24 protein-coding genes and 9 pseudogenes are annotated in these 25,671 nt (G+C 61.7%); 24 read left to right on the top strand and 9 right to left on the bottom strand.

Annotated features, from left to right (window positions below; all coding sequences use genetic code 11):
- Positions 1–273: 273 nt before the first annotated feature.
- Entirely contained in the window at positions 274–894 is a 621-nt protein-coding gene (locus DP107_RS17970) for an outer membrane protein assembly factor BamB family protein (protein ID WP_238330943.1), read from the top strand.
- A gap of 73 nt (positions 895–967) precedes the next feature.
- Entirely contained in the window at positions 968–2,422 is a 1,455-nt protein-coding gene (locus DP107_RS17975; protein ID WP_238330938.1) for an FG-GAP-like repeat-containing protein, read from the top strand.
- Positions 2,423–2,455: 33 nt separating this feature from the next.
- Here DP107_RS17975 and DP107_RS17980 read toward each other — a convergent pair.
- Positions 2,456–2,647, bottom strand: a pseudogene (locus DP107_RS17980) (sulfite exporter TauE/SafE family protein); the annotation flags it as partial.
- A 372-nt stretch (positions 2,648–3,019) separates the two neighbouring features.
- Between DP107_RS17980 and DP107_RS17985 the strand changes: the two are divergent.
- A pseudogene (locus DP107_RS17985) lies at positions 3,020–4,012 on the top strand (transposase).
- A gap of 114 nt (positions 4,013–4,126) precedes the next feature.
- On the opposite strand, the gene DP107_RS17990 reads toward DP107_RS17985, so the two are convergent.
- Positions 4,127–5,041: a sulfurtransferase gene (locus DP107_RS17990; RefSeq protein ID WP_394348558.1), complete on the bottom strand. Its 915-nt coding sequence runs from the start codon at positions 5,039–5,041 to the stop codon at positions 4,127–4,129.
- Positions 5,042–5,179: 138 nt separating this feature from the next.
- On the opposite strand from DP107_RS17990, the gene DP107_RS17995 reads away from it, so the two are divergent.
- The 3 genes and pseudogenes from DP107_RS17995 to DP107_RS20910 form a co-directional block, all read left to right on the top strand.
- The gene (locus tag DP107_RS17995; RefSeq protein ID WP_144263490.1) at positions 5,180–5,638 is read left to right on the top strand and encodes a ferritin-like domain-containing protein; all 459 of its coding nucleotides are present in this window, start codon (positions 5,180–5,182) and stop codon (positions 5,636–5,638) included.
- A 182-nt stretch (positions 5,639–5,820) separates the two neighbouring features.
- Positions 5,821–6,240 (top strand): annotated as a pseudogene (locus DP107_RS18000) (cytochrome C biogenesis protein); the annotation flags it as partial.
- 155 nt (positions 6,241–6,395) lie between these two features.
- A pseudogene (locus tag DP107_RS20910) lies at positions 6,396–6,569 on the top strand (class I SAM-dependent methyltransferase); the annotation flags it as partial.
- A 4-nt stretch (positions 6,570–6,573) separates the two neighbouring features.
- Here DP107_RS20910 and DP107_RS18015 read toward each other — a convergent pair.
- Both DP107_RS18015 and DP107_RS18020 read right to left on the bottom strand, forming a co-directional pair.
- Positions 6,574–7,134 carry a class I SAM-dependent methyltransferase gene (locus DP107_RS18015; RefSeq protein ID WP_144263491.1) on the bottom strand — a complete coding sequence of 187 codons (561 nt, stop codon included), beginning with the start codon at positions 7,132–7,134 and terminating at the stop codon, positions 6,574–6,576.
- Between the two features lies 1 nt (position 7,135).
- A complete protein-coding gene (locus DP107_RS18020; protein WP_144263492.1) occupies positions 7,136–7,576 on the bottom strand; it encodes a DUF302 domain-containing protein in 441 nt (146 codons plus the stop codon).
- A 158-nt stretch (positions 7,577–7,734) separates the two neighbouring features.
- Between DP107_RS18020 and DP107_RS18025 the strand changes: the two genes are divergently transcribed.
- The 8 genes and pseudogenes from DP107_RS18025 (at position 7,735) to DP107_RS18060 (ending at position 13,517) form a co-directional block, all read left to right on the top strand.
- On the top strand, positions 7,735–8,154 hold the full coding sequence (locus tag DP107_RS18025) for a helix-turn-helix domain-containing protein (RefSeq protein WP_185977393.1): 420 nt from the start codon (positions 7,735–7,737) through the stop codon (positions 8,152–8,154).
- An 85-nt stretch (positions 8,155–8,239) separates the two neighbouring features.
- On the top strand, positions 8,240–8,653 hold the full coding sequence (gene trxA, locus DP107_RS18030) for a thioredoxin (protein ID WP_144263493.1): 414 nt from the start codon (positions 8,240–8,242) through the stop codon (positions 8,651–8,653).
- A 261-nt stretch (positions 8,654–8,914) separates the two neighbouring features.
- A pseudogene (locus DP107_RS21570) lies at positions 8,915–9,212 on the top strand (FAD-dependent oxidoreductase); the annotation flags it as partial.
- 73 nt (positions 9,213–9,285) lie between these two features.
- Positions 9,286–9,834 (top strand): DUF1684 domain-containing protein, encoded by a 549-nt coding sequence (locus tag DP107_RS18040; protein WP_238330940.1) that lies wholly within the window; start codon positions 9,286–9,288, stop codon positions 9,832–9,834.
- Between the two features lie 99 nt (positions 9,835–9,933).
- Positions 9,934–10,650, top strand: a complete 717-nt coding sequence (locus tag DP107_RS18045) for a type 1 glutamine amidotransferase (RefSeq protein ID WP_144263494.1) — start codon at positions 9,934–9,936, stop codon at positions 10,648–10,650.
- Between the two features lie 312 nt (positions 10,651–10,962).
- Entirely contained in the window at positions 10,963–11,301 is a 339-nt protein-coding gene (locus DP107_RS18050; RefSeq protein WP_144263495.1) for a thioredoxin family protein, read from the top strand.
- A gap of 17 nt (positions 11,302–11,318) precedes the next feature.
- The gene (locus tag DP107_RS18055; RefSeq protein ID WP_144263496.1) at positions 11,319–12,437 is read left to right on the top strand and encodes an aminotransferase class V-fold PLP-dependent enzyme; all 1,119 of its coding nucleotides are present in this window, start codon (positions 11,319–11,321) and stop codon (positions 12,435–12,437) included.
- 150 nt (positions 12,438–12,587) lie between these two features.
- Positions 12,588–13,517, top strand: a complete 930-nt coding sequence (locus tag DP107_RS18060; RefSeq protein WP_144263497.1) for a ZIP family metal transporter — start codon at positions 12,588–12,590, stop codon at positions 13,515–13,517.
- 108 nt (positions 13,518–13,625) lie between these two features.
- Here DP107_RS18060 and DP107_RS18065 read toward each other — a convergent pair whose 3' ends face one another.
- Positions 13,626–14,198: a DsrE/DsrF/DrsH-like family protein gene (locus DP107_RS18065; protein WP_144263498.1), complete on the bottom strand. Its 573-nt coding sequence runs from the start codon at positions 14,196–14,198 to the stop codon at positions 13,626–13,628.
- Between the two features lie 2 nt (positions 14,199–14,200).
- Complete coding sequence (locus DP107_RS18070) at positions 14,201–14,446, bottom strand: sulfurtransferase TusA family protein (protein ID WP_144263499.1); 246 nt, start codon at positions 14,444–14,446, stop codon at positions 14,201–14,203.
- A gap of 249 nt (positions 14,447–14,695) precedes the next feature.
- Here DP107_RS18070 and DP107_RS18075 point away from each other — a divergent pair, with 249 nt between their 5' ends.
- From DP107_RS18075 to DP107_RS18100, 6 genes and pseudogenes are all read left to right on the top strand, one after another.
- Positions 14,696–15,889 (top strand): MBL fold metallo-hydrolase, encoded by a 1,194-nt coding sequence (locus DP107_RS18075; protein ID WP_144263500.1) that lies wholly within the window; start codon positions 14,696–14,698, stop codon positions 15,887–15,889.
- A gap of 8 nt (positions 15,890–15,897) precedes the next feature.
- Positions 15,898–16,455, top strand: coding sequence for a YeeE/YedE family protein (locus DP107_RS18080; protein ID WP_144263501.1), 558 nt, complete (start codon positions 15,898–15,900; stop codon positions 16,453–16,455).
- Positions 16,455–16,913, top strand: a complete 459-nt coding sequence (locus DP107_RS18085) for a YeeE/YedE family protein (RefSeq protein WP_144263502.1) — start codon at positions 16,455–16,457, stop codon at positions 16,911–16,913. Before DP107_RS18080 ends, DP107_RS18085 begins: the two co-directional genes overlap by 1 nt.
- 9 nt (positions 16,914–16,922) lie before the next feature.
- A complete protein-coding gene (locus DP107_RS18090; protein ID WP_144263503.1) occupies positions 16,923–18,098 on the top strand; it encodes an inorganic phosphate transporter in 1,176 nt (391 codons plus the stop codon).
- An 89-nt stretch (positions 18,099–18,187) separates the two neighbouring features.
- A pseudogene (locus DP107_RS21575) lies at positions 18,188–19,419 on the top strand (MFS transporter).
- A gap of 110 nt (positions 19,420–19,529) precedes the next feature.
- Positions 19,530–19,823, top strand: a pseudogene (locus DP107_RS18100) (hypothetical protein); the annotation flags it as partial.
- 55 nt (positions 19,824–19,878) lie between these two features.
- Here the strand turns inward: DP107_RS18100 and DP107_RS20935 are convergent.
- The 3 genes and pseudogenes from DP107_RS20935 to DP107_RS20575 form a co-directional block, all read right to left on the bottom strand.
- Positions 19,879–20,168, bottom strand: a pseudogene (locus DP107_RS20935) (hypothetical protein); the annotation flags it as partial.
- A gap of 89 nt (positions 20,169–20,257) precedes the next feature.
- Entirely contained in the window at positions 20,258–20,461 is a 204-nt protein-coding gene (locus tag DP107_RS20940) for a universal stress protein (RefSeq protein ID WP_394348559.1), read from the bottom strand.
- Between the two features lies 1 nt (position 20,462).
- Entirely contained in the window at positions 20,463–20,684 is a 222-nt protein-coding gene (locus tag DP107_RS20575) for an adenine nucleotide alpha hydrolase family protein (RefSeq protein ID WP_202877448.1), read from the bottom strand.
- A 158-nt stretch (positions 20,685–20,842) separates the two neighbouring features.
- On the opposite strand from DP107_RS20575, the gene DP107_RS18115 reads away from it, so the two are divergent.
- From DP107_RS18115 to DP107_RS18130, 4 genes and pseudogenes are all read left to right on the top strand, one after another.
- Positions 20,843–21,346: a DUF302 domain-containing protein gene (locus DP107_RS18115; RefSeq protein WP_144263504.1), complete on the top strand. Its 504-nt coding sequence runs from the start codon at positions 20,843–20,845 to the stop codon at positions 21,344–21,346.
- 30 nt (positions 21,347–21,376) lie between these two features.
- Positions 21,377–22,381 (top strand): arsenic resistance protein, encoded by a 1,005-nt coding sequence (locus DP107_RS18120; RefSeq protein ID WP_144263505.1) that lies wholly within the window; start codon positions 21,377–21,379, stop codon positions 22,379–22,381.
- Positions 22,382–22,523: 142 nt separating this feature from the next.
- Positions 22,524–24,593 (top strand): assimilatory nitrate reductase NasA, encoded by a 2,070-nt coding sequence (nasA, locus tag DP107_RS18125; protein WP_144263506.1) that lies wholly within the window; start codon positions 22,524–22,526, stop codon positions 24,591–24,593.
- 514 nt (positions 24,594–25,107) lie between these two features.
- Positions 25,108–25,623, top strand: a pseudogene (locus DP107_RS18130) (MFS transporter); the annotation flags it as partial.
- Positions 25,624–25,671 lie beyond the last annotated feature (48 nt).

Genomic DNA, 25,671 nt, shown 5'->3' on the forward strand with positions numbered 1-25,671 from the left:
CGAGTTGGGAACCTCTCCGCCGTGGGAGCCCGTCTGTGACGGGAACCCCACGACTGAAGTCGTGGGAGGAAGTCAGACCGGAGAACGGTTCGTCCCTGTGGCGAACAGGAATGCCGTCGGACGATTGCTTTAGGTACGCCCTGACCGAACCAGCTATCGAGGATGTCGATAGCGACGGTGGACTCGAGGTCATCGTCTCCTCGATCGAGGACGTGGTCATTGCACACTCGGCGGAGAGCGGGACAAACGAGTGGCGTGCACCACTGCATACTTATGAATACGGCCGCCCCCACCATCGCGAACGTCTCTTCCGCACCGGGACCAGAGGTCGTCACGAGTGATACTAGAGGTGGCGTCGTCGTGGTCCACAGGAACGGGAGCGTATCCTGGCGATTCAGTCTGGACGAAACGCATTGGTCGGCGCCGAGCGTGTGGCAAGCCCCGACTGTGAACGATTTCGACGCAGATGGGTCGCCCGAAATCCTCGCCGGGAGTAGCAGGGGACCACTCCTCCTTTCGGCTAACGGAACGGTCGACTGGCAACAGAACGGGTCTGGCACATATACAGCGACAGCCCAGGTCGACGACGATCCAGCCATCGAGGTGTTCACCGCTGGAACCTCTTCGATTCGGGCCTACGATAGTCAGACTGGCGAGCGCGAGTGGCAACGTAATCTCACGAACGCTCGGATTCGAGCGACTGCTGATGCAGATGACGGCGCAAGGGTCGATTTATATCTCGGTCGAGTTGGAGGGGCCTTCTTAACACTGGACGCACAATCCGGCGAAACCGAGTGGTCGACGAGGGATTTGAAAAAGGCGATACGATCGTTCCACTACCCGTCCTCGGTGACGTTGACGGTGACGCTCGCCCCGAAGTGGTCAGGGTACTGAACAGCGGAATAGTTGCGATTCTCGATCCCGAGACCGGTGCGGAACTGGCCCTGTACGAGCGAACAGTTCCGGTATGACGTTCCCAACCGTTCACGATATCGACGATGATGGTGCTGCAGAGACACTTATCTGGTATGGTGACGGGCGAGTCGTCGCTCTTGAGTATGTCGGCGATGACGACGCAGTAGCCCCGAACTCGCTTGGCGTCTGGTTCGGCTCTCGAATCAATCAGGGCATTAGAGCGATTATTCAGGTTCGACTCAAAACTCAAAGTGGAATGCGCCATCGAACGGTCGTTGCTATCGCGATTCTTGTGTTCGTTCTTGTGAGTCTCATCGCTGGGCGAATGCAGATCGGTGGATTCGGCGGCAGATCATCGGTCTTGTGGGTGAGCGACACGGCACGAGAGGTGAGTGGAAATCACCATGCTCCGGCAGTCGGGCGGATAGAAGACAGAGGGGTCGTATATGCACCGATCAGTGGGAGGGCGGATACCGAGAACTGTGAACTCGCGGCATTGAATGGAGCTAATGGCCACTCTAAGTGGCAGTATCAGATACCAGCGCCTGATTGTACGATTCACGCTGTCGCAGACCCGACCGTCGCCGATTACGACGCTGATGGTATCGACGAGGTACTAGCGGCGACGACAGAGAACAAACTCATCGCATACGACCCACTGACGGGCGATGCCGAATTCGAGCATGAGCTCACGTCGTACGGATACACAAAACCGATTGTCGCCGACGTCGTCGGGGATGGTGACCCAGAAATCGTCGTCATCGACGTTCAGGGAACGGTCTTCGTCATCCGTAGCGACGGGACTACTGTCTGGACCCGACAGCTCGGTTCGTATACCTGGGGACAGTCTGCCGTCGATGACTTCGACAGTGACGGAGAGCCAGAAATCGCCGTCGGAGCGGGTGGTTCCGGTCAGCTCTATTTGTTCGAACACGATGGGAGGTCGGCCTGGGAGACACCGGTGTCGTTCGAGAGTTCCATCACGTGGATGGCGACAGGCCAGGCAGATGGCGACTCTGCTGCCGAGATCGTCGTCGCGACCGCCCGAGGTGGCCTCGTTGCGATGGTTGACGGGGACGCCAACACCGTCTGGGAGCGAGGTCTCGGGTCGTTCGCAGCGGTCAATACAGTCGTAGACGGCGACGGTGACGGATCATCGGAAGTGTACGCCGTTGCGAAAGACGGAATCCTGTACAGTCTCGCTGCGGGCGACGGGACGACAGAGTGGACGACGACGCTCACGACCGCAGACGTCCAGATGATGCCGCCGCCGTCGGTCGGGGATGTCGATGGAGACGGAACTATCGAACTCGTTGCACCGACGAACGACGGCATCGTCTCCGTCGTCGACCCACGTTCCGGAGAGATCGTATGGACATATGAGCGTGAGGACGCAATCTACACGCACCCGACCCTGGCCGATATCGATGGCGACGGCGACGGCGACGTGAAAGCCTTCGTTATGTATGGACGAGGACGAGTCGTTGCCTTCGACTTCGGTCGTTGACTGGCACCAACCCAATTTTCGTTTCTTGATCCATTACTCACTGAGGGGTTGGTAGATCGGTGGTTCGATATGCGGAACCTGAATCCCGAACAGCGCGAGACTGTGCGCGATCGGCATCAGCCCGAGGAACAGGAACGCCACCCCAAGCGCACGGTGGAGTCGCTGACGGTTGGTCGCATCGACCGACTGGACGATCGTTCCGTAGATGAACAGCGTGGGGAAGGTCCCTAATCCGAGTGACTATTACGCGTACGGCACCGCCGGCTCTGTTGAAATTTTCAGGAAGTAATATATTTTGACCCAATCGCGGTCCATCCAGACGATGAGTCTATTATGCGTCAAACGCAGCGCAGACGACCACCGTGGTAACTCCTGTCATCACTGCGTGGACAGTGTTCACTCCTTGAAAAAACAGACTCGCAGCAAATACACCGATGAAGCTCGCAATACCTACTCCGATGGCGAACTTCAGTCGTGGGAGGTCTTCGACCCACGCCTTGAGACGGTAGTATGATTGTAGCATCATCGCCGTGATGTTTTTACAACAAGAGAGCCTGCCACAGAAAGCGTCACGTGCGAAGCAGCAGGGTTTGGAGACTGTGCCTACAAGCTCCGAAGCCCTTGCAAAACGAAGCTTCGGTCAACAAGTTCTTGAATGCAGCGGCTACCGAGACGGTTCCGCTGTTTGGACATCTTGACTTTGAGTTTCTACTGGAGTACGAAGTGTCCCCCCCGCTCGTCGGGGACGAACACGAGTTCACAAACCACTAGACCTCTTTTGCGGCTTTCTACACTGCTACTACGAGGACGTCTACGGCACTCGTCCAGTCACACGAGAACTCCACTATAGCCTTGTCTGGTACTACTGCGGACTCGACAAACCGCCGTCCAGAGACACCATTGATCGGTTTCTTACTGATCTCGAACACGTCGTTGACGATGTCTTCGACAGACTCGTCGAGCAGGCCGCCGCCCGCGGCCTGCTCGACTCCACGTACTCCATCGATTCGACTCATATCGAAGCGATCCAGCACAACGACACCGCCTCGTGGAACTACGATCCAACAGCCGAGAAGTACTACTACGGCTTCGGCTGTACACTCGTCTCAACGGGCGCAAAGATCCCGATAGCAGCGGAGTTCACACAAGCTAAACAAGCGGACCAGGAGACGGAGATGCGCGTCACGCGCTCACCGTCGATCACCAATCTGGATGCTCGGAGACAGCGCCTACGATATCCTCAACTGGCACGACCACCTGCTGGCCGCAGGAGTCGTGCCAGTCGCCCTGTATAATCCACGAGACACTGACGACCCGAAAGACATCGAGTACAGAGTCGAAGACCGTATCGAAGAACACAGCGAGGAGGTTCAGCTAAAGAAATCTGTCTTACACGAGACGTACAATCGCCGGACAGGGGTCGAACGAACCAACGATGCGGTCAAGGACTGCGGCTCCGGGCACGTCCGCGCCCGAGGCCGCGTCCACGCACGAACACAAGTGTTCCTTGCGCTGTGTCTCCGTCTCGTCGTTGTAATCACCAACTTCGAGTGGGGAGGCGACCCTGGCCGCGAGAAGCTCAAGCTATGAGATCGTTTCTATGACAGGCTCGTGAGTCTGTTGTTCGATATCGCTACTGTAGTTACGTACGCAGTCTTTTGAGGAGCGTTGCGACGAAGGGCCTATGGAGTGGTCTAGAAGGTGTCAGGCGCCGTGCTCGATTGGGACGCCGATCATATTCCCCCACTCAGCCCACGAACCGTCGTAGTTGCGAACGTCCTCGTACCCGAGCAGTTGCGTCAGTACGAACCACGCGACTGACGAGCGTTCCCCGATCCGGCAGTAGGTGATGACCTCCGTCTCCGGGCCGATTCCGTACCCCGCATACATCTCCCGGAGTTTGAACGGTGATTTGAACAACCGATCAGACCGCATATTGTCTGCCCAAAGGACATTCTCTGCGTCGGGGATGTGTCCACCCCGTTGTGCGGCCTCGTTGTAGCCTGGTGGGGCAGTCAACTCGCTGCGGTACTCCTCGGGCATCCGCACGTCGACGAACGTCGTCTCGGTCCCGATGATATTGAGCACGTCGTCTCTGTACGCGCGGACTGACTCGTCGCAGTTCCTAATACTGTACTCGAGTGTCGGCGTTGAGGGAGCCGCCGTCGTCGTCGGGTACTCCTCTTCCATCCAGTGCTCCCACCCACCGTTCATAACTCGCACGTCGGCGTGGCCATAGTACGTACAGAGCCAGTACAGATGCGTCGCGAACCAGTTTGCGTCGTCACCGTAGACGACCACCGTCGTGTCGGTGTCGATGCCGCGCTCACCGAATACCTCAGCGAACGACTCTGTGTCGACGAAGTCACGATAGTCGTCGGCCTGCAGGTCGACGGTCCAGTCGACGCTGACAGCGCCTGGCACGTGCCCGCGGTCGTAGAAGTCCGTGTTCAGGTCGACCTCCAGAAGTCGGTACTCCGGATCGGGACCCTCGAACCGGTCAAGTCGGTCGCGGACCCACTCCGAGGAGACGAGCACATCGTCTGAATACGCTTGAGGGGTCACTATTTTGATTGTTAGGAAACGCACCTGAATATGTCTGTCGTGGGCAGACGACACCTGTCGAGTTTACTTCGGCATAAGCGGCGTCGCCGACGAGAGCAAGCGATGTCTCGGACGAGGCCGACCGCCCTAGATTAGACTTGTCGCTCGCCAACCGAGAATGTAATCTTCGACGGGCACTACCTACAGTCGCCGATGAGTGAGACAGACGATGTCATCGACGTGCTGCAGAGTGCGTATATGGAAGAACTGGAGACGGTCATAAACTACCGGACGAACTCGATCGTCCTCGACGGCGTCCGCGCACAGGAGATCAAAGAGAGTCTTGAGGAGGACATCCAAGAGGAACTTGGCCACGCGGCACTCCTCGGACAGCGGCTGAAACAGCTCGGGGCCCGGCCGCCCGGGTCTGCGGAGTTCGCCGCGAAACAGGAGAGCCTCCAGCCGCCGGCAGACTCAACAGATGTCCTCGCAGTCATCCAAGGCGTACTCGACGCCGAGGAGGGCGCGATCGCCACGTACCGGCGCCTAGTTGACTTAGCAAGAGCGGCCAACGACCCGGTGACCGAGGATCTCGCTGTCGAAGTGCTCGCCGACGAGGAAGCTCACCGGACCGAGTTCCGCGGCTTCGAGACGGAGTATCGCCGCGACTGAGCGTCTGTGGGTCGGAACCGATTTATCTGGACCCCGCCTGCACGTGGAGGAGACGACCACACGTCGCTACTGCGAACGATGAGCCATCAACCTCCTTTTATTTGCGTCTCCGCTTTCGATGCAGTCCAGCCGGCTCAGTCCTGGACAAAGTTACTGACGACCTCACCGACCGCCCGACGCAGCCGGTACTCGAACCGATTATCGGGGTTGGATTGATCGCCTTCGGCATCGCGACGCTCCTGAACCGCGGACCGGAACTTCGCGTCCCGCTTCCGGAACGACCGGCGTCAGTGACCGGATTCGGTGTGTTCGGTGCCGTGTATGCAGTTGCCGCAGCGGGCTGTGTGGTGTCACTCCTCTTTGGCGTGGTCACCCAAGCGCTCGCATTGCCGGCCCATTCGAATGCCCTCGTACTGGCCGTGTATGCACTCGGGGTGACGCTCCCACTTGTTGGAGTGACGTTGCTCGCGGGCGTCGGAATCGACTCCTGGCGCTCTTTGGGGACGCACTCGAGACGGGTCCAACAGGTTGCAGCCGTGGTGATGATAGTGGCTGGTGGTGGGCAGATCTACCTTGCAGTGTTCGAACTGGGCGTTCTGTGACGGGACCAGGACCCAAAAGGAGCTCTCAGGCCGCTACAGATCCCTCGTGTTAGGTGATTTTCACGCGTCGAGTCGCGACGGCGAGTACTGTCGCCAGTATCGTGAGCGCAATAGCGCCCGCAGCTGCGATCTCGTGTGCTGGAGAGACGTGCTGGACGGTGCTCGCACCACTCTGGAAACGGCTCGCTGGAGGGTGTCACCTGACGCAGCAGACTGCGTCGCGCTTCGCAGCCGATTCGACCTTCGATATTGTCGAAATCGACCGATTACAGCTCGGCGTGACTCCGATTCGTCCGTTCGTACGAGGGACCCTACGGAAACGAGTGTAGTTGCCTATTCGAGTTCAGCGATCACGAAGAACGTCTCCGGCCGGACGGCAGTATGCTCGATGTGAAATCCAGCTTCGCGGAGGTTGTTCGCCGTTTCGGCACCACTGAATCGTTCATCAACTGGAGGCCCGTGGTCTCCACTCCCCGTTGCCGCCCAATCGACGATAATCAATCGACCGGCGTCCGTCAACACTCGGGTGATCTCGTCCAGTGCTTCCTTGCCAGCGAACTCGTGGTATGTCATCGTCGAGAATGCAGCGTCGAGGCTGTTCGTATCGAGCGGGAGATCATCGACGCCACTCGTCACGAGTTCGACGTTCTCGGGGACGCCTTTCTCCCGGTAGTAGCCGTGCATCGCGTCCTGGATGTCGACGGCGTAGACGTGGTCGACGGCCGGCGCGATATCGTCGGTGTAGAACCCGGTCCCGCTCCCGAAGTCTGCTACGGTCTCGTGGCCGTCTGGTGACAGTGCCCAGAGCAACTCTTCCGCTGAGAGAAAGCGGTACCGTCGCTCTGCGATCTCAAGTTTGTCGGCGCGGTCGGCATCGAACGTATGATGCCCCATATCAGAGGTTCGCGAACGCCTCGTCAACGAGTTCGCCGGTGTCGGCGACGATATCTGCCATTTCCTCGTTGTCAGGGGCCATCCCAACGAGGCGGGCGATCCGCATAATGGAGACGTGATAGACGACCTGCGTGCCGGGTTCTTCTTCCCAGATAACGACATTACAGGCCATGAGTGCACCGAGTTTGTTGTCAGTCGTGTCAAGCGCACGGTCGGCGACCTCTGGGTTGCACGCGCCGAGCACGTAGTAGGGGTCGCGGCCCGCGTCGACTTTCTCATTGAGCATTTCGGACGGCGAGAACTCGACAGGGACACCGAAGCCAGCGTCCGTGAACACATCGCGGACATGTTCGATGGCATCTTCGTGGCTCATCTCGAGTGTAGCCTGTTCTTCACCAATGTCTGCAGGATCGATCTGGGCTGGGTCGATTGTGAGCATTATTCGTGTATTGTCTTGGGTCTACAGAACAAAGTCTCTTCGGATATACTTCTGCAAAAGCGCTTCAACAGGAATCTGGAACGCAATGCTACATTCTCGGCTGAAATAGTATTGTGATATTCGGGAACAGCTTTAATCTTCTTCGACACCTATATTCTGATATGACGGTCGCCTCAGTGCGTGAGGATCTTGAGCGTGACTTGAGGTGTCTTGACCTCTTAGGATGCGTTCACGGACTCAACGAGCGGGATCAGATGGTCTTTCAGCTGCTACAGCAGGCAGAAGGGGGACTCACCGTCGATGACATAGCAGACCGACTGGATTGTGGGAGATCGACGGCGTATCGCTCGATTTCCCGGCTTCACGAGGCTGGTGTTGTCGAACAGGAGCAAATAAACTACGACAATGGGGGGTACTACTACGTGTATTGCCCGCGAACACCCGAGGAAGTCGCTCACGAGATGCAGCGACTACTCAACGACTGGTATGCGGACATCGGACAACTCATCCAGGAGTTCGAAGATCGATACAGTCGAAACTCTGAGGACCGAGAGAACCAGCCGTTGCAGTCCTGTCCCTGACACCCGTTAGTTCCGCTCTCTGGCGAGACAGTATTGTGCGATTAACACAAAATAAATAAGTTAACTCGGCTCGAACGGATATCCAATGGCTGAAGATATTGAAGAAATTCGACGACGGAAATTAGCGGAGCTTCGAAATCAGGCTGAACTGGATAGTGCTCAGAAGCGCGGCTCGGAGAGTCCGTCTGAACCCATTCATATCAACAGCAACGCTGAATTATCCGATACTGTCGCTGAGTACGACCCCGTGTTAGCCGACTTCTATGCCGATTGGTGTGGCCCGTGTCAGATGCTTGAACCGGTCGTCGAAACGATCGCGGCCGAGACTGGTGCAACCGTGGCGAAAATCGATATCGACGCGAACCAGCAACTCGCCGCTGAGTACGGTGTTCAGAGTGTTCCGACCCTTATTTTGTTCGCCGACCGCCAGCCGGCGGAGCGACTCGTCGGAATGCAGGACGAAACACAGCTTCGTTCAGTGATCAGGGCACACGTGTGAGTCCTTGGTTGTTGATGGAATTGCTGACGCGGATGGCCGCCACCCGGCCGACTCACTCGCAAGCTTGCTAACGCTCGTTAGCTACCTGCTGATCGCCGTCGTATGAGCGTTCCTGATGAGTGAGCGTTGTACTGCGTGACCATTTTCGGCTCCAATAAATCCTTTATTCTCCAAGTAAAGCCGCTTTGAGCTACGAATGAGTATTTAATAGTATTGGAAAAGCTGAAAAATACTTTTGGCTCTACGTACTAACACTCAAATATGAGCGACACGTTCGCGGTCATCGGTGGCGACGCTGCGGTGATGAGCGCCGCGAGCAAGGCCAAGCATGAGAACCTGGAGCTGAACGTCGTCGTTTTGAGAAGCGGGGGTGGGTGTCCTACGCCGCCTGCGGGATGCCTTACTATATTAAGCCGAGATCGAGGACCTGGAGGACCTCGTCGCTGTGACGCCCGAAGAGTTCCGCGACGAGCGCAATATCGACCTCCGGACGAGCCATGAGATCGTCGGCATCGATCCCGAGGCCGAATCTGTCACCGTCGAGGCTGATGGCGAGACGTTGACCTATGACGGGGCACCGCTGGCCGCCACCACGGCATCGACGGATGACCACTCACAGTTCGAACGAGACAATGGATACGACAGGCACCTGCATGGACGAAATCAAGACACAGCGCCGTCAGAAAGACCACTACTTTGTAAAGAATCCACGGTCACCACTACTGGCGGAGGAACGCGAAGACTTCGATGGTCTAGCGTACTACCAGATCAACCCCGAGTACCAGTTCAAGACCACATTTGAGGAGTACGACGAGCCTAAATCAGTGACGGTCGGGACAAGCACCAATGGCGAACAGGAGTACCTCACATTGGGAGAGTTCACTATCGAGATCGTCGGACGGTCACTCACGATCACGGCCTACCGGAGCGATTCCGAGGAAGACCGACTGTGGGTACGCTTCAGAGACGCGACAAGCGGCGAGGAAACCTACGGCGCCGGACGGTATCTCGACTTCGAACTCGACGCCCACCGGACCGATGACGGCCGATGGGTTCTCGATTTTAACGAGGCGTACAACCCGACATGTGCATACTCCGACCGCTACGAGTGTCCGCTTCCGCCGATCGATAACTGGCTCAATGTTCCGATCGAGGCTGGTAAAAAACACTTCCGACACTGACGTTCACAGGACCTTTTTTATGTCTCTATGAGCTCTCGATAGTGTGTATATTGCACAATACAGAAAGAGTATAAGCCGATATGACCCGAACTATCGGGTATGTCTGTCCGTATCGCGGTACTCGACGCGTCGATCGGCAACACGCCAGCCGAACGAAATCTCCGGCGGGAGTTGGACGCCGAGGTCGATGTCTACAAATTGAGTGAGGGAGTCTTTCCGCCCGCGGTTTCCGCACGGGACTGGCGCTACGACGGCGTTGTGGTGAGCGGGTCACAGACTTCGGTCTACGACGACCACGACTGGATTCACGAGGCGACGGAGTGGGTCCGGCGGGCCCACGCGGCAGACGTACCGACTTTGGGTATCTGCTGGGGACATCAGTTCCTCGCGCAGGCACTAGGCGGACGCGTTGTCGACGTGGGTGAGTACGAACTCGGCTACCGAGAGGTCTCCCGCATTAGTGAGGACCCGCTGCTGGACGGACTCTCGGAGACATTCACGAGTTTCGAGACCCACTCGGACCGTGTGGCCGAACTCCCGGTGGACGCCGCCACGCTTGCGCGCAACGACACCGGCCTGCAGGCGTTCCGCGTCGGCAGTGCCTGGGGGGTGCAATTCCACCCCGAGTACGACCGCCAGACGGCTGAATGGGTCATCGAGGGGAAAGACCTGCCCGACGCGCGGACCGAGCGCCTCCTCGACAGGGTCACCGAACAGCGAGTCGCCGAGGCAGCGGACACAAAACGCATCTTCGACAATTTCGTCGAGTTCGCCGCGGATCACCAACCGGTCACACGCGAGTCACCGCGATACTGAGAGGGACACCCGGTAGGGAGAGACTCACGGCGGATAGGGGGCCGGCGGGATCGGTCGGTGCGGTGAATTGATGTCACCGATGGCGAATCGTTGGGCGACACCTCGACGCTGACGATCCCAAGCGGGCAAACACCCGTGATTCGCCCGCCCAGTTATCTTCTCCATCGAACCCCTGAAGAAGTGAGATTTCGCCTCGCTACCGCTGTAACGACCAACTGTTACCTCGGCCCTGATAGCGATATTCTCACAGGCTCGCTACAGTCTTGCTCAAAATTCCCAAGGCTATTAACTACTCGGCACGTAGCGTGTTTAATGGCAACTAGGATAACAGAGACGGATAGCGTAATTTCGCTTAGAGATGACGACATCGAATTGATCGTCGGAGAGACCGACGTCACTCTCGTGGAGTTCTACACGGAGTGGTGTGGCACGTGCCAGCGGATGAAGCCGATGCTCGAAACGATCGCAGCGGACACGGATGCAGCGGTCGCGACAATCGATATCGAGTCACACCTCGAAATCGCAATCGAGTTCGGTGCCCAGAGTACACCCACGTTCGTTCTGTTCGTGGATGGCCAGCCGGTGGAACAATTAAAAGGTGGCCAGAGCGAACAGTCACTGCGTGAACTGATTGCGACGTACAGCAACTAATACCGAGAGACCGACTGATGACTCCTACCGAACTTCGGGCTGACACGCCCGCACTGCACGAAGATGTTTACCTGAACTTCGGTGCCCACGGCCCGAGTCCACGGTATGTCGTTGACGCTGCCGACGAGTTCGTTCGCTCCCACGAGTACGAGGCGAACACCCAGAACGACCCCTACGAGGTGGCGTTCGACACGTACGACCAGGTGCGAAGCCGCGTCGCCCGGTTCGTCGGTGCGGACGGTGACGAGATCGCGCTCACCGAGAGCACGACCGCAGGTATCAATGCCGTCGCGAACGCAATTAACTGGAGCCCCGGCGACGTCGTCGTTCGAACCGACCTCGAGCACCCCGCCGGCGTACTCCCGTGGCAGCGCCTGAAGCAAGCGGGGGTCGAGATTCGGGTCGTCGAGGCCGAGGACGGCCGCGTCGACCCCGATGCCTTTGCCACGGCTGTCGACGACGCGCGCTTGGCGTGTTTCAGCGCGGTGACGTGGACCCACGGGACGCAGCTGCCGGTCGCCGAGCTTGTCGACATCGCTCGCGAGGCCGGCGCGCTCACACTGGTCGACGCCGTACAGGTGCCGGGCCAGCTCCCGATGGATGTCGACGAGTGGGGCGCGGACGTCGTTGCGGCGGCGGGACACAAGTGGCTGCTGGGGCTGTGGGGTGGCGGGTTCCTCTATGTCAGCCGTGACACGGCGGAGTCGCTCACACCCGCCACGGTTGGCTACCGGAGCGTCGAGACACCGACGGCGGACCCCTACGAGTTCGCAGCGGGGGCACGGCGGTTCGAGGTTGGCTCGGCCAGCCCGGCCTCACATGTCGCACTTGCGGAGGCCATCGACGTGATCGACGAGGTCGGCGTCGACCGTATCGCGGACCGGCTCCGGGGGTTGGCGGGGCGGGTGACTGACGGTGTCCCCGACGAGCGACTCCTGAGCCCAGCCAGCCCAGAGTCGGGCCTGGTGACCATCGCCGTCGACGACCCCGAGGCGACAGTCGAGCAGCTGGCTGCCGACGGCATCGTCATCCGCGCCCTCCCAGAGCCGGAGGCCATCCGGGCGTCGGTCCATGCCGTCAACACTCGCCAGGAGGTCGATCGACTGCTCGACGCGCTGAACTCAGAATGGAAATGAGTGGCAGGGTCGAACGCAGTCAGATAGGTCCCGGGATCCGCCTACGCGGCCAGCGCAACCGGCTCCGGCCGGTCGACCTCTCTCTTGTCGCAGGTGCCGACAGCTGTTTCTACCCAAGGACCCGTACGGAACGCCGTTGAGGATGGCAAGATGACGACCGGTCCGGCACTCGCGTTCGTGTTCGTCGCCGGACTCGTGACCGCGCTGGCAACGGGGCTCGGGGCCCTCCCGTTCTTTCTTTTCGGGGACATCAGCGACCGCTGGAACGTCGCTCTCTGGGGACTCGCATCCGGAATCATGCTCGCCGCCTCCGGGTTTGGTCTCGTCTCCGAGGGGTTGGCTGCCTCCACCGGCTTTCCAGCCCTACTCGTTGCGGGCGGAGTCGCCGGCGTGGTGCTGGTCGTCGTCACCGACACCCTCCTCGACAGGCTCGACCTCCCGGAGGACTCCCGGGCGCCAGCCAATATCGAGGCGAGTGAGGCACCGCCCGACGGCCGACCGGCTGGCGCCGAGGCCGCCGACACGTCGGGGACCGCGACCCATTCACCCGGGGAAACTCCGACCGTATCGACGGCGGTCGCGGAGGGCGACCTGCGGACACTGGTGCTCATCCTGGGGGTGCTAACGGTCCACTCCTTCCCTGAGGGGGTCGCCATCGGGGTGTCGTTCGCCGAACTCGGGCTCGCAGGGGGCGTCGAGCTGTTCGGGCTCGCTGTGCCCGTACTGGCCGTGTTTATGACGATCGCGATCTCCATCCACAACGTTCCAGAGGGTGTCGCAATCTCGATCCCCCTGCGGGCGATGGGCGTGAGCGAGTGGCGGATGGTCGGCGCTGCGGTGTTCTCGTCGTTGCCCCAGCCGCTCGGTGCGGTGATCGCGTTCGTCTTCGTTCGGTGGGCAAAGGCGTTCTTACCGTTCGGGTTCGGGTTCGCCGCTGGCGCGATGGTCTATCTCGTTCTGGCGGAGTTCATTCCGGAGGCACTGGCGGTGGGTGCGAACCTCGAGGGGGGCGGACATCGGGAGCTGGTCGGTGGCGTTATCGCCGGTATCACGCTGATGCTCCCGCTGGTCGTGGTCTGAGACAGTTTCTGCCGTCGCCCTGCGTACGGGGCGTGACGCACAACGGGTACCAGCGCAGCGACAGGACGTCGTAGAGAAGTCGTCACGGGGGGCGAGGCCAGCCCGGCGTCAGACGAGCAGTTGGATGTCCGCGTCGGCCATATCTTGGAGCGCGGTGGCCGCGCCGACGCCGGTGGTGACGCCGTCGTAGAAGTCGTTCTCATCGTAGTCCATCAGGTCGATGGTCATCTGGCAGGCCTGGAATTCCACGCCCATATCGAGGCTCGTCTCGAGGAGTTCTTCGATGGAAGCCGTGTCGTTGTCCTCGATCTTCCGCTCCATCATCTTCGTCGTCACGCGATCCATCCCAGGGAGTGCCGCAACGGCATTCGGCACCGGCATATTGGGGTTGCCGACGGAGCTGAGCTTGAGGTTCTTCGACTGTTCCTCGTGGAGGATATCCAGCCCCCAGAACGTGTGGAAGACGGTCACCTCGTAACCGAACGCGGCGGCGGTACTCGCCAAGATGAGCGGCGGGTACGCCATATCTAGCGTCCCCTTCGTCGCGATGATGCTCATCTTCTTTGTGTCGTCATCGTCGGTCGCCTCGGCGAGTGCGTCCGCTAACTCGTCCACGCGTGCGGCCAGCTCCGCACGCGAGGGCGTGTCATCGGCCGGCGCGTCGGGTGTGTCCGTACTCATTGTTACTCCGTTTTCCGGACGTAGTGTTTGTACACGTCATCGCCTTCCTCTTGGTCGACGAGTTCGACGCCGTCGGTTCCGGACGCCCAGCCGTCGATGTCACTCATACTCCCCGGATCAGTCGCCAGCACTTCGAGGACCTCACCTTTGGCGAGATCATCGATGGCGGACTTCGTCTTCACTACTGGCATGGGGCACGATGCACCTTTCACGTCGAGCGTCTCCGTGATATCGAATTCAGCACTCATTGGTTATCTGCTCCGTTGGTCTGTATTGGAGCTATCGCACAATACCCCCTGCCTAAGTAAAAGATTGTCGATTCTTGTGGATACTACAAACTACTATTTCTCGTGCTACCCCGGGATATAGGGGGATCAAAGGCTGTGTGTGTAGAACAGAGTCACTATCCGAGGGAACCATCGTAGTAGTATTGTTCAAAAAATGAATTACTATGCAAATGCTTTTGTACGTCCACCCAGTAGAAGCGACTGCACAATATGAACGCCGACGACTTCCCGACTCCGGACGTCGACGTTGAATCCGTCGACCCGGACACGCTGAAGGATCGTATCGACGCTGGCGAGGACGTCACTCTCCTCGATGCGCGTATGCAATCGGACTACGAGGAATGGCGCATCGACGGCGAGAACGTCACGTCGATCAACGTTCCCTACTTCGAGTTCCTTGAGGACGACATCGACGAGGATGTTCTCGAGCAGATTCCTGACGACCGTGAGGTGACCGTCCTGTGTGCGAAGGGCGGCGCCAGCGAGTACGTCGCGGGCACGCTCGCGGAGCGCGGCTACGACGTCGATCATCTTGAGGACGGCATGAACGGCTGGGCGAGCATCTACGAGGCCGTCGAGGTCGAGCGCTACGACGGTGCTGGCACGCTGCTGCAGTATCAGCGCCCCTCCTCGGGCTGTCTCGGTTACCTCCTGTACGATGACGGCGAGGCCGCGATCATCGACCCGCTACGAGCGTTTACCGACCGCTATCTTGCGGACGCTGACGACCTCGGTGTCGACCTGCAGTACGCGATAGACACCCACGTCCACGCTGACCACATCTCGGGAGTTCGCGACCTGGACGCCCAGAACGTGGAGGGTGTCATCCCCGAGGCCGCGGTCGACCGCGGCGTCACGTACGCGGACGAGCTGACCACGGCCGCGGACGGCGACACGTTCCAAGTCGGCGATGCCATCATCAAGGCCGTTTACACGCCCGGCCACACGACCGGGATGACCTCCTACCTCGTTGATAACAGCCTGCTCGCGACCGGCGACGGGCTGTTCATCGAGAGCGTCGCCCGCCCCGACCTCGAAGAGGGCGACGAGGGCGCCCCCGACGCCGCGCGTATGCTCTACGAGTCGCTGCAGGAGCGCGTCCTGACGCTGCCCGATGAGACGCTCATCGGTGGGGCCCATTTCAGCGACGCCGCCGAGCCCGCGGAGGATAGCACCTTCACCGCGCCCATCGGCGAACTCGTTGAGGAGATGGACGCGCTTACTATGGGTGAGACCGACTTCCTCCAGCTCATCCTCTCGGATATGCCGCCGCGGCCAGCCAACTACGAGGACATCATCGCGACGAACCTCGGCCAGAACGCCGTCGACGACGAGGAGGCGTTCACCCTCGAACTCGGCCCGAACAACTGCGCAGCCAGCCAGGACTCCCTCGCGGGTGACTAACGACGCCGATGGTTGCTGACCCAGTACTGCTCCAAGCGGTTGCCGACCTGTTCCCCAACGGGATCAGTCGGTACGCCGTCGGCGGACTGCTCGTCGGACTCGGCACCGTCCTGATCTACATTGGGACGGGAATCCCAGCCGGCGCGAGTACGTTCCTGGAGTCGACACTGTCGTACGTCTCCGACCAGTCCCGCTTCCAGCAGTACGTCGGCTCGCGCGACTGGCGGCTCGTGTTCACGGTCGGTGTCATCCTCGGTGGGCTGGCGTTTGCGGCGACGTTCCAGTCCGGTTTAGTCACGAGCTCGCTGTACGAGCCTGGGACGACCGGCCAGCTCTACGAGGTCGCCGGCGTAACGCTCTGGCAGACTGATGTCCAGCCGTGGCGGCTGTTCATCGGCGGTATCCTGGTCGGCATCGGAACCCGGATCGGCAAGGGCTGTACGTCCGGCCACGGCGTCTGCGGCGTCGGATCGGCGTCGAAGACGTCGCTGGCCGGCGTGCTGACGTTCCTGACCGTCGCGGTCGGGACGGCACAGGTCGTCGCCGCGCTGGGGGTGAGTCCGTAATGGCGGACAGACATCCGCTGTTCAAGCCGCTGATTTTCGTCGGCGGCATTGTGTTCGGATTCGGGCTCGGATTCAGCCATATGGCGCGGCCAGAGGTCGTGCTGAACTTCCTCCAGTTCGACGACCTCGGGCTGCCCTTCGTGATGTTCGGCGCCGCAATCGTCTCCGGGGTCGCGTTCGCCCTGTTGCCTCGGATTCGCGACGCCGCCCCTTTCACGGGCGACCCCTACGAGCGACGTCTGAAGCCGTTCGACCGGAACGTCCTGGTCGGCGGCGCCGTCTTCGGTGTCGGCTGGGGCTTCTCAGGTATCTGCCCAGGCGCGGCCTATGCCAGCCTCGGCGTCGGCAACGTCACTATCCTGTGGGCGCTCGCCGGAATGTTCGTCGGCGCGTATGCCCAGGGCTACTGGCGAAGCCGTCGTCAGACGCGTGACACCGCTGCGACGGGCGCAGACTAACCCATTTTTGTGCACCCTGCTCTCATAGCCCTCTTCGCCGGTGCAGCGCTTGCCAGCCTGTTCATGGCGTGGGTCATCGGTGCCGGCTCGAGCGGCGCCACGCCGTATGCCCCTGCCGTTGGAGCGAACGCCGTCGCGACGATGCGCGCCGCGCTACTCGTGGGCGTCTTCGGCTTCGCTGGTGCCGTTACCCAGGGTGGCAACGTCTCGGAAGCCGTCGGAGGCGGTCTCGTTGGCGGGATGAGCCTGCCCGTCGCCGGCGTCATACTCGTGCTCGTGTTGGGTGCGGGGCTGATGGCGGTCGGCATCACGACGGGCTATCCGATCACGACTGCGTTCACCGTGACCGGCGCGGTCATCGGCGTTGGCCTCGCGCTCGGCGGGACGCCGGTCTGGGGAAAGTACCAGCAGATCGCTGCCGTCTGGGTGTTGACACCGTTCATCGGCGGCGGTATCGCGTTCACGATTGCGAGCCTGCTTCCGCGTTCCGACGTCCCCGAACGATACAGTATTTCCGTCCTGGCCGGCCTCGTCGGGGCCGTCCTCGTGAACGTTCAGTTCAGCTTTCTCGGTGAAGGGAGCCCATCGGGAACAGTCCGCGGACTCGGTCAGCAGATGCTGGCAGTCGACGGGCTCGTCTCGGCGGTCGCCATTACGGGCCTTGTGGCGCTGGCTGTCGGGGCTGTCGTTTGGTGGGACGTCAGCCGTGACAAACACGGCGGCCTGCGTCGGGTACTCTTGGCACTCGGATCGCTCGTGGCGTTCTCCGCAGGTGGGAGCCAAGTTGGACTCGCCGTCGGGCCGTTGCTCCCGCTGCTCAATGAAGTTGGGATGGTCTCGACGTTCGCCGTGCTCGTCGGTGGTGGTTTAGGGATGCTCGTCGGCTCTTGGACGGGTGCGCCCCGGATGATCAAGTCGCTCGCACAGGACTACTCGTCGCTTGGGCCGCGCCGCTCGATCTCAGCGCTCGTGCCGTCGTTCCTGATCGCACAGCTGGCCGTCCTGCTCGGGGTTCCCATCTCGTTCAACGAGATCGTCGTCAGCGCCATCATCGGGAGCGGCGCCGCCGTCGGCGGTAGGGCGGCGGTGGATGCCCGGAAAATCGGCATGACCGTGGGAGCCTGGGTATGGTCGTTTCTTCTCGCGTTCGCACTCGCATACGCAACCGCATTCCTCCTACTGTAAGCCACAAATGAAGCAGCCAAACTCCATCACCGACGAGTACGACAACTGAACTCAGACAGGGTATCAGCGAGCACTTCAGGTAGTTCTCGCTGCACATCCTGCTTGTCTTCGCGACAGGACTGACTATCGGCTCCGAACGGACCGTCGTCCCCGCACTAACAGAGGATGTCCTCGGCGTCGAGTCGTTCCTCGTGATCGGCTCGTTCGCCGTGTCGTTCGGCGTCGTGAAGTCGCTCCTCAATCTCTACGCTGGCAAGTATGGTGAGGAATACGGCCCCAAGCCCGTCCTCGTCGCCGGGTGGGCGACGGCACTCCCGCTGCCGGTCATCCTCATTTTCGCCCCGAACTGGGGGTGGCTCACCGCCGGGAACATCCTATTAGGTGTCAACCAGGCGTTGACGTGGAGTATGGGCATCAACGCGAAAATCTACCTCGCGGGTCCGGATCAGCGTGGCCTCGCGGTCGGCACCGACGAGGCGTTCGACTCCACCGGCGTCGCTGTCGAAGCTTGGATTACGGGTATCATCGCCGGTCAGTGGAGCCTCCGGCCAGAACCGCTCTACTCCTTAGCTGTCGTCGTTGTCCTGGCGTTCCTCATCTCGATCTTCATTATCAAGGAGACCGTCCAGTACGCCCGAGCCGAAGGGGACGACGATCACCACGACGCGAATCCCCCGTTCGATGAGGTCCTGACGCGGGCGACCTACGGCGACCGGACGCTGTTCGCCGCAGCGCAGGCCGGCCACATTGAGAACTTCGCCGACACGCTGTTCTAGATTGCCGTCCCGCTGTACCTGACGAGTCAGGGTCTCGGAACCGCAGCCGTCGGGGTCGTCGTGGGTGTCCACAGCGCAATGCACTTCCTCCAGATTGCGACCGGCGGGCTCACGGACCGCATCGGCCGCCGTCCGCCCGTCGTGGCCGGGATGCTCCTCGCTGGCGCGGGCGTCCTCGGAATGGTGGCCGTCGATGGCTACCTCCCGTGGGCCGTGCTGGCCGGCGTCTCCGGGCTGTGGATGGCGCTGCTGTACCCGAACCTGATGACGGTCCCCGGCGACGCGGCCACCCGGCGTGGCGCTCCGCGGGGATGGGCGTCTCCCGGATGTGGCGCGACTCTGACTACGCTGTCGGCGCGGTCCTGATCGGGCTCTCGGTGGGGCTTGTGAACGCCGAGGCCGCGTTCTACGTGACTGCCGGCCTGGTGTTCCTCTCCGGGGCTGTGGTGTACGTTCGGATGGAGGAGACCCATCCCGAATTCGGCACGCACGAGCCGCCTGCTCCTGCGACGGCCGGAAATAAAACGGTCGCCGCAGAGGACTGACCACCTCAGGCCGTACGGGGCGGCGTGACAGTTTCGCTGTGGATGTTCCTCGCTGTCGCGTTCGGGGGCTGTTGTCCGGCTCCCTCAGTGTTGGCGGCGGCTTCATTCGGATGCCCGCCCTGTTCGTCCCGGATAGCGACGCGTACGGTCAGCTGTGGGCCGTCCCGATGAACCTCGGGTATGCGCAGGTCCAGTCGCTGGATCCAGATTATCGGGCGCTGGGCGCGACGAGTTGTATTGAAAACGACGACGGGTGTCGCCTTGATATCTTCAACCAGCAGGTCGCGAACAAGCTCGTGCTCACCGACGGGATGCAAGAGCGCAGCGAGCCGTTCCTCGACACAGGTCGACTGACGATCCGGTTAGTCAGCAACGAGGATATCCTCCCGTTCAAGCCGATCGCCGCCTGCGAAACTGGAGCTGGATGCTGAGGAGGTTCGGGACCGGATCGCGTATCTCTCAACGTTCGACCGGATCTGCCGGGATGGCGACACGGTCCGTCCCGTGGAGTAGTCTGGTCACGATTACGGGGGAGGGAAGGCGGCCGTCTGGTCGGGGCACGCGGCCCCGTTTGATTTCGTGATCGACCCGGCGCAGGTGTTTACAGCCGCCCTCGGGTGAGCGCTGCTGCCAGTCGTACAGATACACGATTCGTCGATGATATCGACTTCGTACCGGTTCCCAGACGCGGACTGTACCTCGTAACGGACACCTTTCGAGAGGAGCGAGACGTCCATCGTTTCGACGACGACACCGGACGACACCTCGCCTAGATCCGCAATCGTGGGGTCGACGGCACAAGTGACGGGGGCCGGCAGTCAAGAAGCCGACGCGTTCGTCACCGAACGACGGTCACGGGAACGGGCGACCGACGAACTATTTTCTCCGCGACGCTCCCGAGCAGGAGACGCGAGACGCCCTCACGGCCGTGGCTCCCGACGACGTGGTCGACGTCGTCGCGGGTTGCGTGGTCGACGACGGTCCGGGCGGGGTGCCTGACCTCATGGACCGTCCGGACTGTCGTGTCCGACTCTCCGGGCACCTCAAAACGTGAACATCTCCTCGGCGCGTTCAGTGGCCAGTTCTGTGAGTTCTGTGTCCGTGCCGAAGGGGTCGGGGGCCTCGTAGCCCGCCTTTCCTGGGTCGAAGACGAACAGGACCGTCACCACGTCGGGGTCGAAGCGGGCGAACACGACCTCTTGGGCGTGTTCGGCTGGCTCCGACCCATCGTAGGCGAGTAGTATTTCAGTTATATTGCAATGCAAACTAAGAGAAGCTGGTGGAATAGCCTTGTGTATAGAGCAAAATTCTATACGCAAATTAGCTATCCAAGGCACTCAACCCGATCTAGCGAGTAGCTATAGACGGTAATGGCTGTGAGCGACATAGCACTTTTGTGTATAGCGCACAATACAATGGACGTATGCCAGCAGACGAACCCCGGAGCTTCGAGGAATCGTTCGCAGACATCGGCGCTCGCGAGACCTACCTCGAGACCGACCACGAGGACGCCGTCGAACGGGTCGGGCAAGCGTTCATGGACGCCGGGTTCGGTAACCCGACCGGGTTCTCTCCATCGGAGAACATCCGCGAACACACCGGTGAGGAACTCCCGCCGACCCGGGTGATCGGCATCGGGAACCCACACGCCGGCAAGATCGTCGCCGAGGAGACCCAGGGCGACGCGGCGACGCTATTCCCCTGCAACGTCGCTGTCCAGCAGGTCGGCGAGGGGACCCAGCGTGTCTACCACGTCAGCCTGCCGAAGGTGCTCGAACAAGTGGGCCTCGCGCCCGACGACCCCGCGTCGTCCGACGCCTGGCAGGAGGCCCTGAACATCGCCGGCAGCGGCGTCGAAGAGGCCTTCGAGACGCTGAACGCGAGCGAGATCGCCGCGGCCGACGCCCCCGCGCCGGCAGACGACTAACGCACACCACCCACGCACTTCCTCTCACTCATGCTCCAGAACGCACTCACCGCCGTCAAGGAGAACCTCATCTACGTGGTCGTCGCGTCACTCGTCGCCGGCCTCGCATTCGGGCAGGTCGCCAGCACCGGGACAAAGAGCCTCATGAAGGCTGCCGTCCTCCCGGTGCTGTTCCTGATGATCTACCCGATGATGATCAACATCGACCTCAAGGAGGTCGTCAACCTCCGCAGGCACGCGAAGCCAGTCGGGCTGAGCCTCCTCGTCAACTTCGCCGTTGCGCCGCTGCTCGCGGTGGGGCTCGCCCGCATCTTCTTCGCCGGAAACCCCGCGTACGCGGTCGGACTGTACTTCATCGCGCTCATCCCCACCTCCGGGATGACCGCCGCGTGGACCGGGCTCGCCGACGGCGACCTCGAGGCCGCGCTGGTCGCGATGGCCGTGAACCTGCTCGCGGCCGTCGCCATCCTGCCGGCGTACCTCTCTATGCTCGTGCCCGCCTCGGTCGCGTTCGACCCGTCGACGCTGTACCGTCAGCTGGCACAGGTCGTCGTGCTACCGATGGTCGCCGGGAACCTCACGCGCCGCGTGCTGCTCCGGCAGTACGGCTCCGACGGGTTCAAGCGACTCAAGCCGACATTTGGCGGCCTGAGTTCCATGGGCGTGATGTTCATCGTTTTCATCGCGATGACGATGCGCTCACAGAGCATCCTCGCGGACCCGGTCGCCTCTGCCAGCACTATCATCCCGCTTGTGGTCTTCTACGCCGTTCTCCTCGCAGTCGGCGCGGGACTCGGGCGGACGCTGCTCGACACCGAGCGCGGCATCGCGCTGGTGTACGCAACGAGCATGCGCAACCTCTCCATCGCGGTGGCCATCGTCGTCGCGGCCGGCTCGGTGCCCGCCGAGGCCGTCCTCCCCATCGCGCTGGCGTACATCCTCCAGCCGCCGCTCGGCGCGGTGTACATGCACTACCGCCGGGACGTCGTCGGCGAGGGACTGAATCTCCGCGAGGCCGTCGCAGAGATCGTCTGACAACGCGTGAGCCTGGCGGCTTTCGACGGGTTCAGGACGCCCGCCCTGCTATGTGCCGTGTGTTCAGTGTGCGACGCCGGCCGCGGTGCGGGCTCCGTCCTGTGGCCGCTGTTGTGGCGTTGCCGGAGGGTGATCCGGACGGATGAGCGAGTGGACGCCAACGACCTGTCTCCGGTGTGCGGTCGGTTGCGGGCTTCAGCAGCACGGCGAGGACGGCCGCGGCCTCGTCGCTGTCCGCGGCGACCCAACACATCCCGTCACCCGGGGCCAAGCCTGCCGGCGTGGAATCGACGAGACGGTCTCAGGCGGCGAGCGCGTGACACGCCCGCTCGTCCGCGACGGCGGTGACCTCGTCGCGACCGACTGGGACACCGCGCTCGACATCATCGCCGAACGCTTCGGGACGGCCCTGCAGGCGAGCCGGGACGGCGTGGCTGTGCTCGGCAGCGGCCAACAGACGAATGAGGCGGCGTACGCCCTCGGCAAACTCGCTCGCGGTGGGTTCAGAACGCGTTATTATGACGCGAACACAACGCTCTGTATGGCCTCGGCGGTCACGGCCTATCACCAGACGTTCGGGAGCGATGCGCCACCGCCGACGTATGACGACATCCCAGAGGCACGTACACACCTGATCTGGGGGGCGAATCCGGCCGTCGCCCATCCAGTCTTGTACCGGTGGATCGCGGAGAGCGCCACCGACCTGGACAGCCAGCTCGTCGTTGTTGATCCGGTCGACAGCGAGACGGCTGAGGACGCCGACCGACACGTGCGGCCCGAGCCAGGGACGGACTTGGCGCTCGCGCGGGCCGTCCTATCGGCTCTTGTCGAGACCGACGGCGTAGACGAGGCGTTTGTCGAGCGAGTGACGACCGGCTTCGACGCGCTGGCAGCGCGCCTCCCGTCGGTGAGGGCGGCCGCTGCCACCGCTGGCGTGACTGTCGAGACGGTCGCGGCTCTGGCCGAGGCGTTCGCCGACCCGACGCTCGTCTACTGGGGAATGGGCGTCAATCAGAGCGTCCAAGGGACCGCGACGGCGCGGGCGCTGATCGACCTCTGTCTGGCGACGGGCAACCTCGGGCCGGGGAGCGGTCCGTTCTCGCTGACGGGTCAGGCGAACTCGATGGGCGCGCGCGTCTGCTCTGCGAAGGACACCTGGCCCGGACACCGTCCATTCGAGGCTCCCGACCACCGTGACGCGGTCGCTGAGACGTGGGGCGTCACGGCCGCTGATCTGCCGGCCGACCCCGGACCCGGCCCGGTCGGCGTTGTCAACGCACTCCGGGACGGGCTAGTCGACGCCTGCTGGACGGTCGCCACGAACCCCGTCGCTGGGATGCCGGACGTGTCGGTCGTCCAGGCGGCGCTCAAGGACACGTTTCTCGTCGTGCAAGATGCCTTCCGAACCGAGACGGCCGACCTCGCCGACATCGTCCTTCCAGCGGCGACGTGGGGAGAGTCTGAGGGGACCGTCACGAACATGGAGCGGACGGTTTCACGCGTTCGGGCAGCGACAGCGCCGCCGGGAGCCGCCCGACAGGACATCAATATCATCGCACAAATTGCCAATCGGATGGAGCTGTCCCTCTTCGAGCACACGACTCCAGATCCCGAGGCGGTCTTTACAGAACTGACAGCGCTGACGGCCGGAACGTCTGCTGACCTGTCTGGTATCACCTACGAGCGGCTCGACACCGAAGGGGCCGTCCGGTGGCCGGCGCCGGATGGAGAGACGCAGGGAGGCTACCGTTACCTGACCGACGGGGACTGGTCGTTTCCGACGCGGTCAACTCTGGCACACTTCTCGAGGGGAACACACAGTGCCCTCGCAGAACCGACAGACGAGGCATACCCCCTCACCCTCACGACTGCCCGCCGGGCCGACGCGTACAACACCGGCGTGCGAACCCGAGCCGATGAACGCGACCCCCCGGTCGCGCGGGTCCACCCGAAGACGATCCGGGCACACGCCGCGTCGCTCGAGTCTGATCGGGTAGTCGTTGAATCACGCCGAGGGTCGGTTGAGAGCCGAGTCGAGCAAGATGACGCCATCCCGCCGGGGATGGTCTGGCTTCCGGTCCACCATCCGGCGGTAAACAGACTCACGCTCCCGGTGGTCGATCCCGAGTCGGCCGAGCCGAACCTCAAACAGTGTGCCGTTGCCGTCTCGCCGCTTGAGTCCGGTGCAGACGACAGCTCACGGTCGGTGTGAGACGCTCCGAGCTACCGAGTCGACCGTCCGGTTGTCTCTCACCAGACGGACACATTACCGCCTCCGATGCAGAGAGGCGAGCCGAATGTCGTCTGGCAGGCTTGACGGACACACACCAGTCGGATCGAGCGCCGTGACCCACGTGAAACTGGAGCCGACGAGTCGGTTGAGTGACCGAACAGCGAGACGTGACTGGAGGTGGCCGACACACCGGTCGCAGTTCCGTCCGGTTTTTGTCTCGCCACCCAGTCAGGTAGTCCTGTACCGAAGAGCGTGCTCGCATTCCGCCTGTGGGAGCGTCGCCGCCGAAAGCGAACCGCACACGCACCGCGTTGCACACAATGTCGAACATCGAATGGGACCGAACGGCGAGACGTATCGAACGGGAGACGACGCGACGGATCGATGCTGTCGACCCGACCAGCGAGTGTGCAGCGGCACGGAGTCGGCGGCAAACAGGTCCATCTGACCGCAGCGTGGCAGGGGGTGACCAGCAGTGAAGAGTCCGATACGGATGACGAAGTACCGGACCCTCCTACTGTCGACCGTGGGGTTCAATTTCTCGTTTCTCATCTGGTTTTCTTTCGCACCCTTCACCGGACCGATAGCCGAGGAGTTCGGCCTCACAGTCGCCGAACTCGGCATATTAGCGAGTGCAGCAATCTGGTTGGCGCCGTTCGGTCGGATCCTGACTGGCTGGCTTTCGGACAGGTTCGGCGCGCCGGTCGTGTTCGCGATCGTCCTCGCGTACGTCGGCGTCTTCTCGATTTGGAGTGCGTTCGCAGCGTCGTACGCGGTGTTCTTCGGAACGCGACTGATCGTCGCAACGGCCGGCATCACGTTCGTTATCGGCATTCAGCATGTTTCCGAGTGGTTCGCCGAGTCGGAGCTCGGTACCGCAGAAGGGGTCTACGCAGGTATCGGGAACGCCGGGGCCGCAGCAGGTGCGCTGATTTTGCCCCGCGTGTTCGCCGCCGGCTGGGACGGCCCGCTGTTCAGTACGAACTGGCGGGCGGCGTTTTTTTACACATAATCAAGGAGAACGCCCACGAGTTTACTCGTGGGATGAATCCAACAG

The organism is Haloglomus irregulare (assembly GCF_007421925.1).
GTDB lineage: Archaea > Halobacteriota > Halobacteria > Halobacteriales > Haloarculaceae > Haloglomus > Haloglomus irregulare.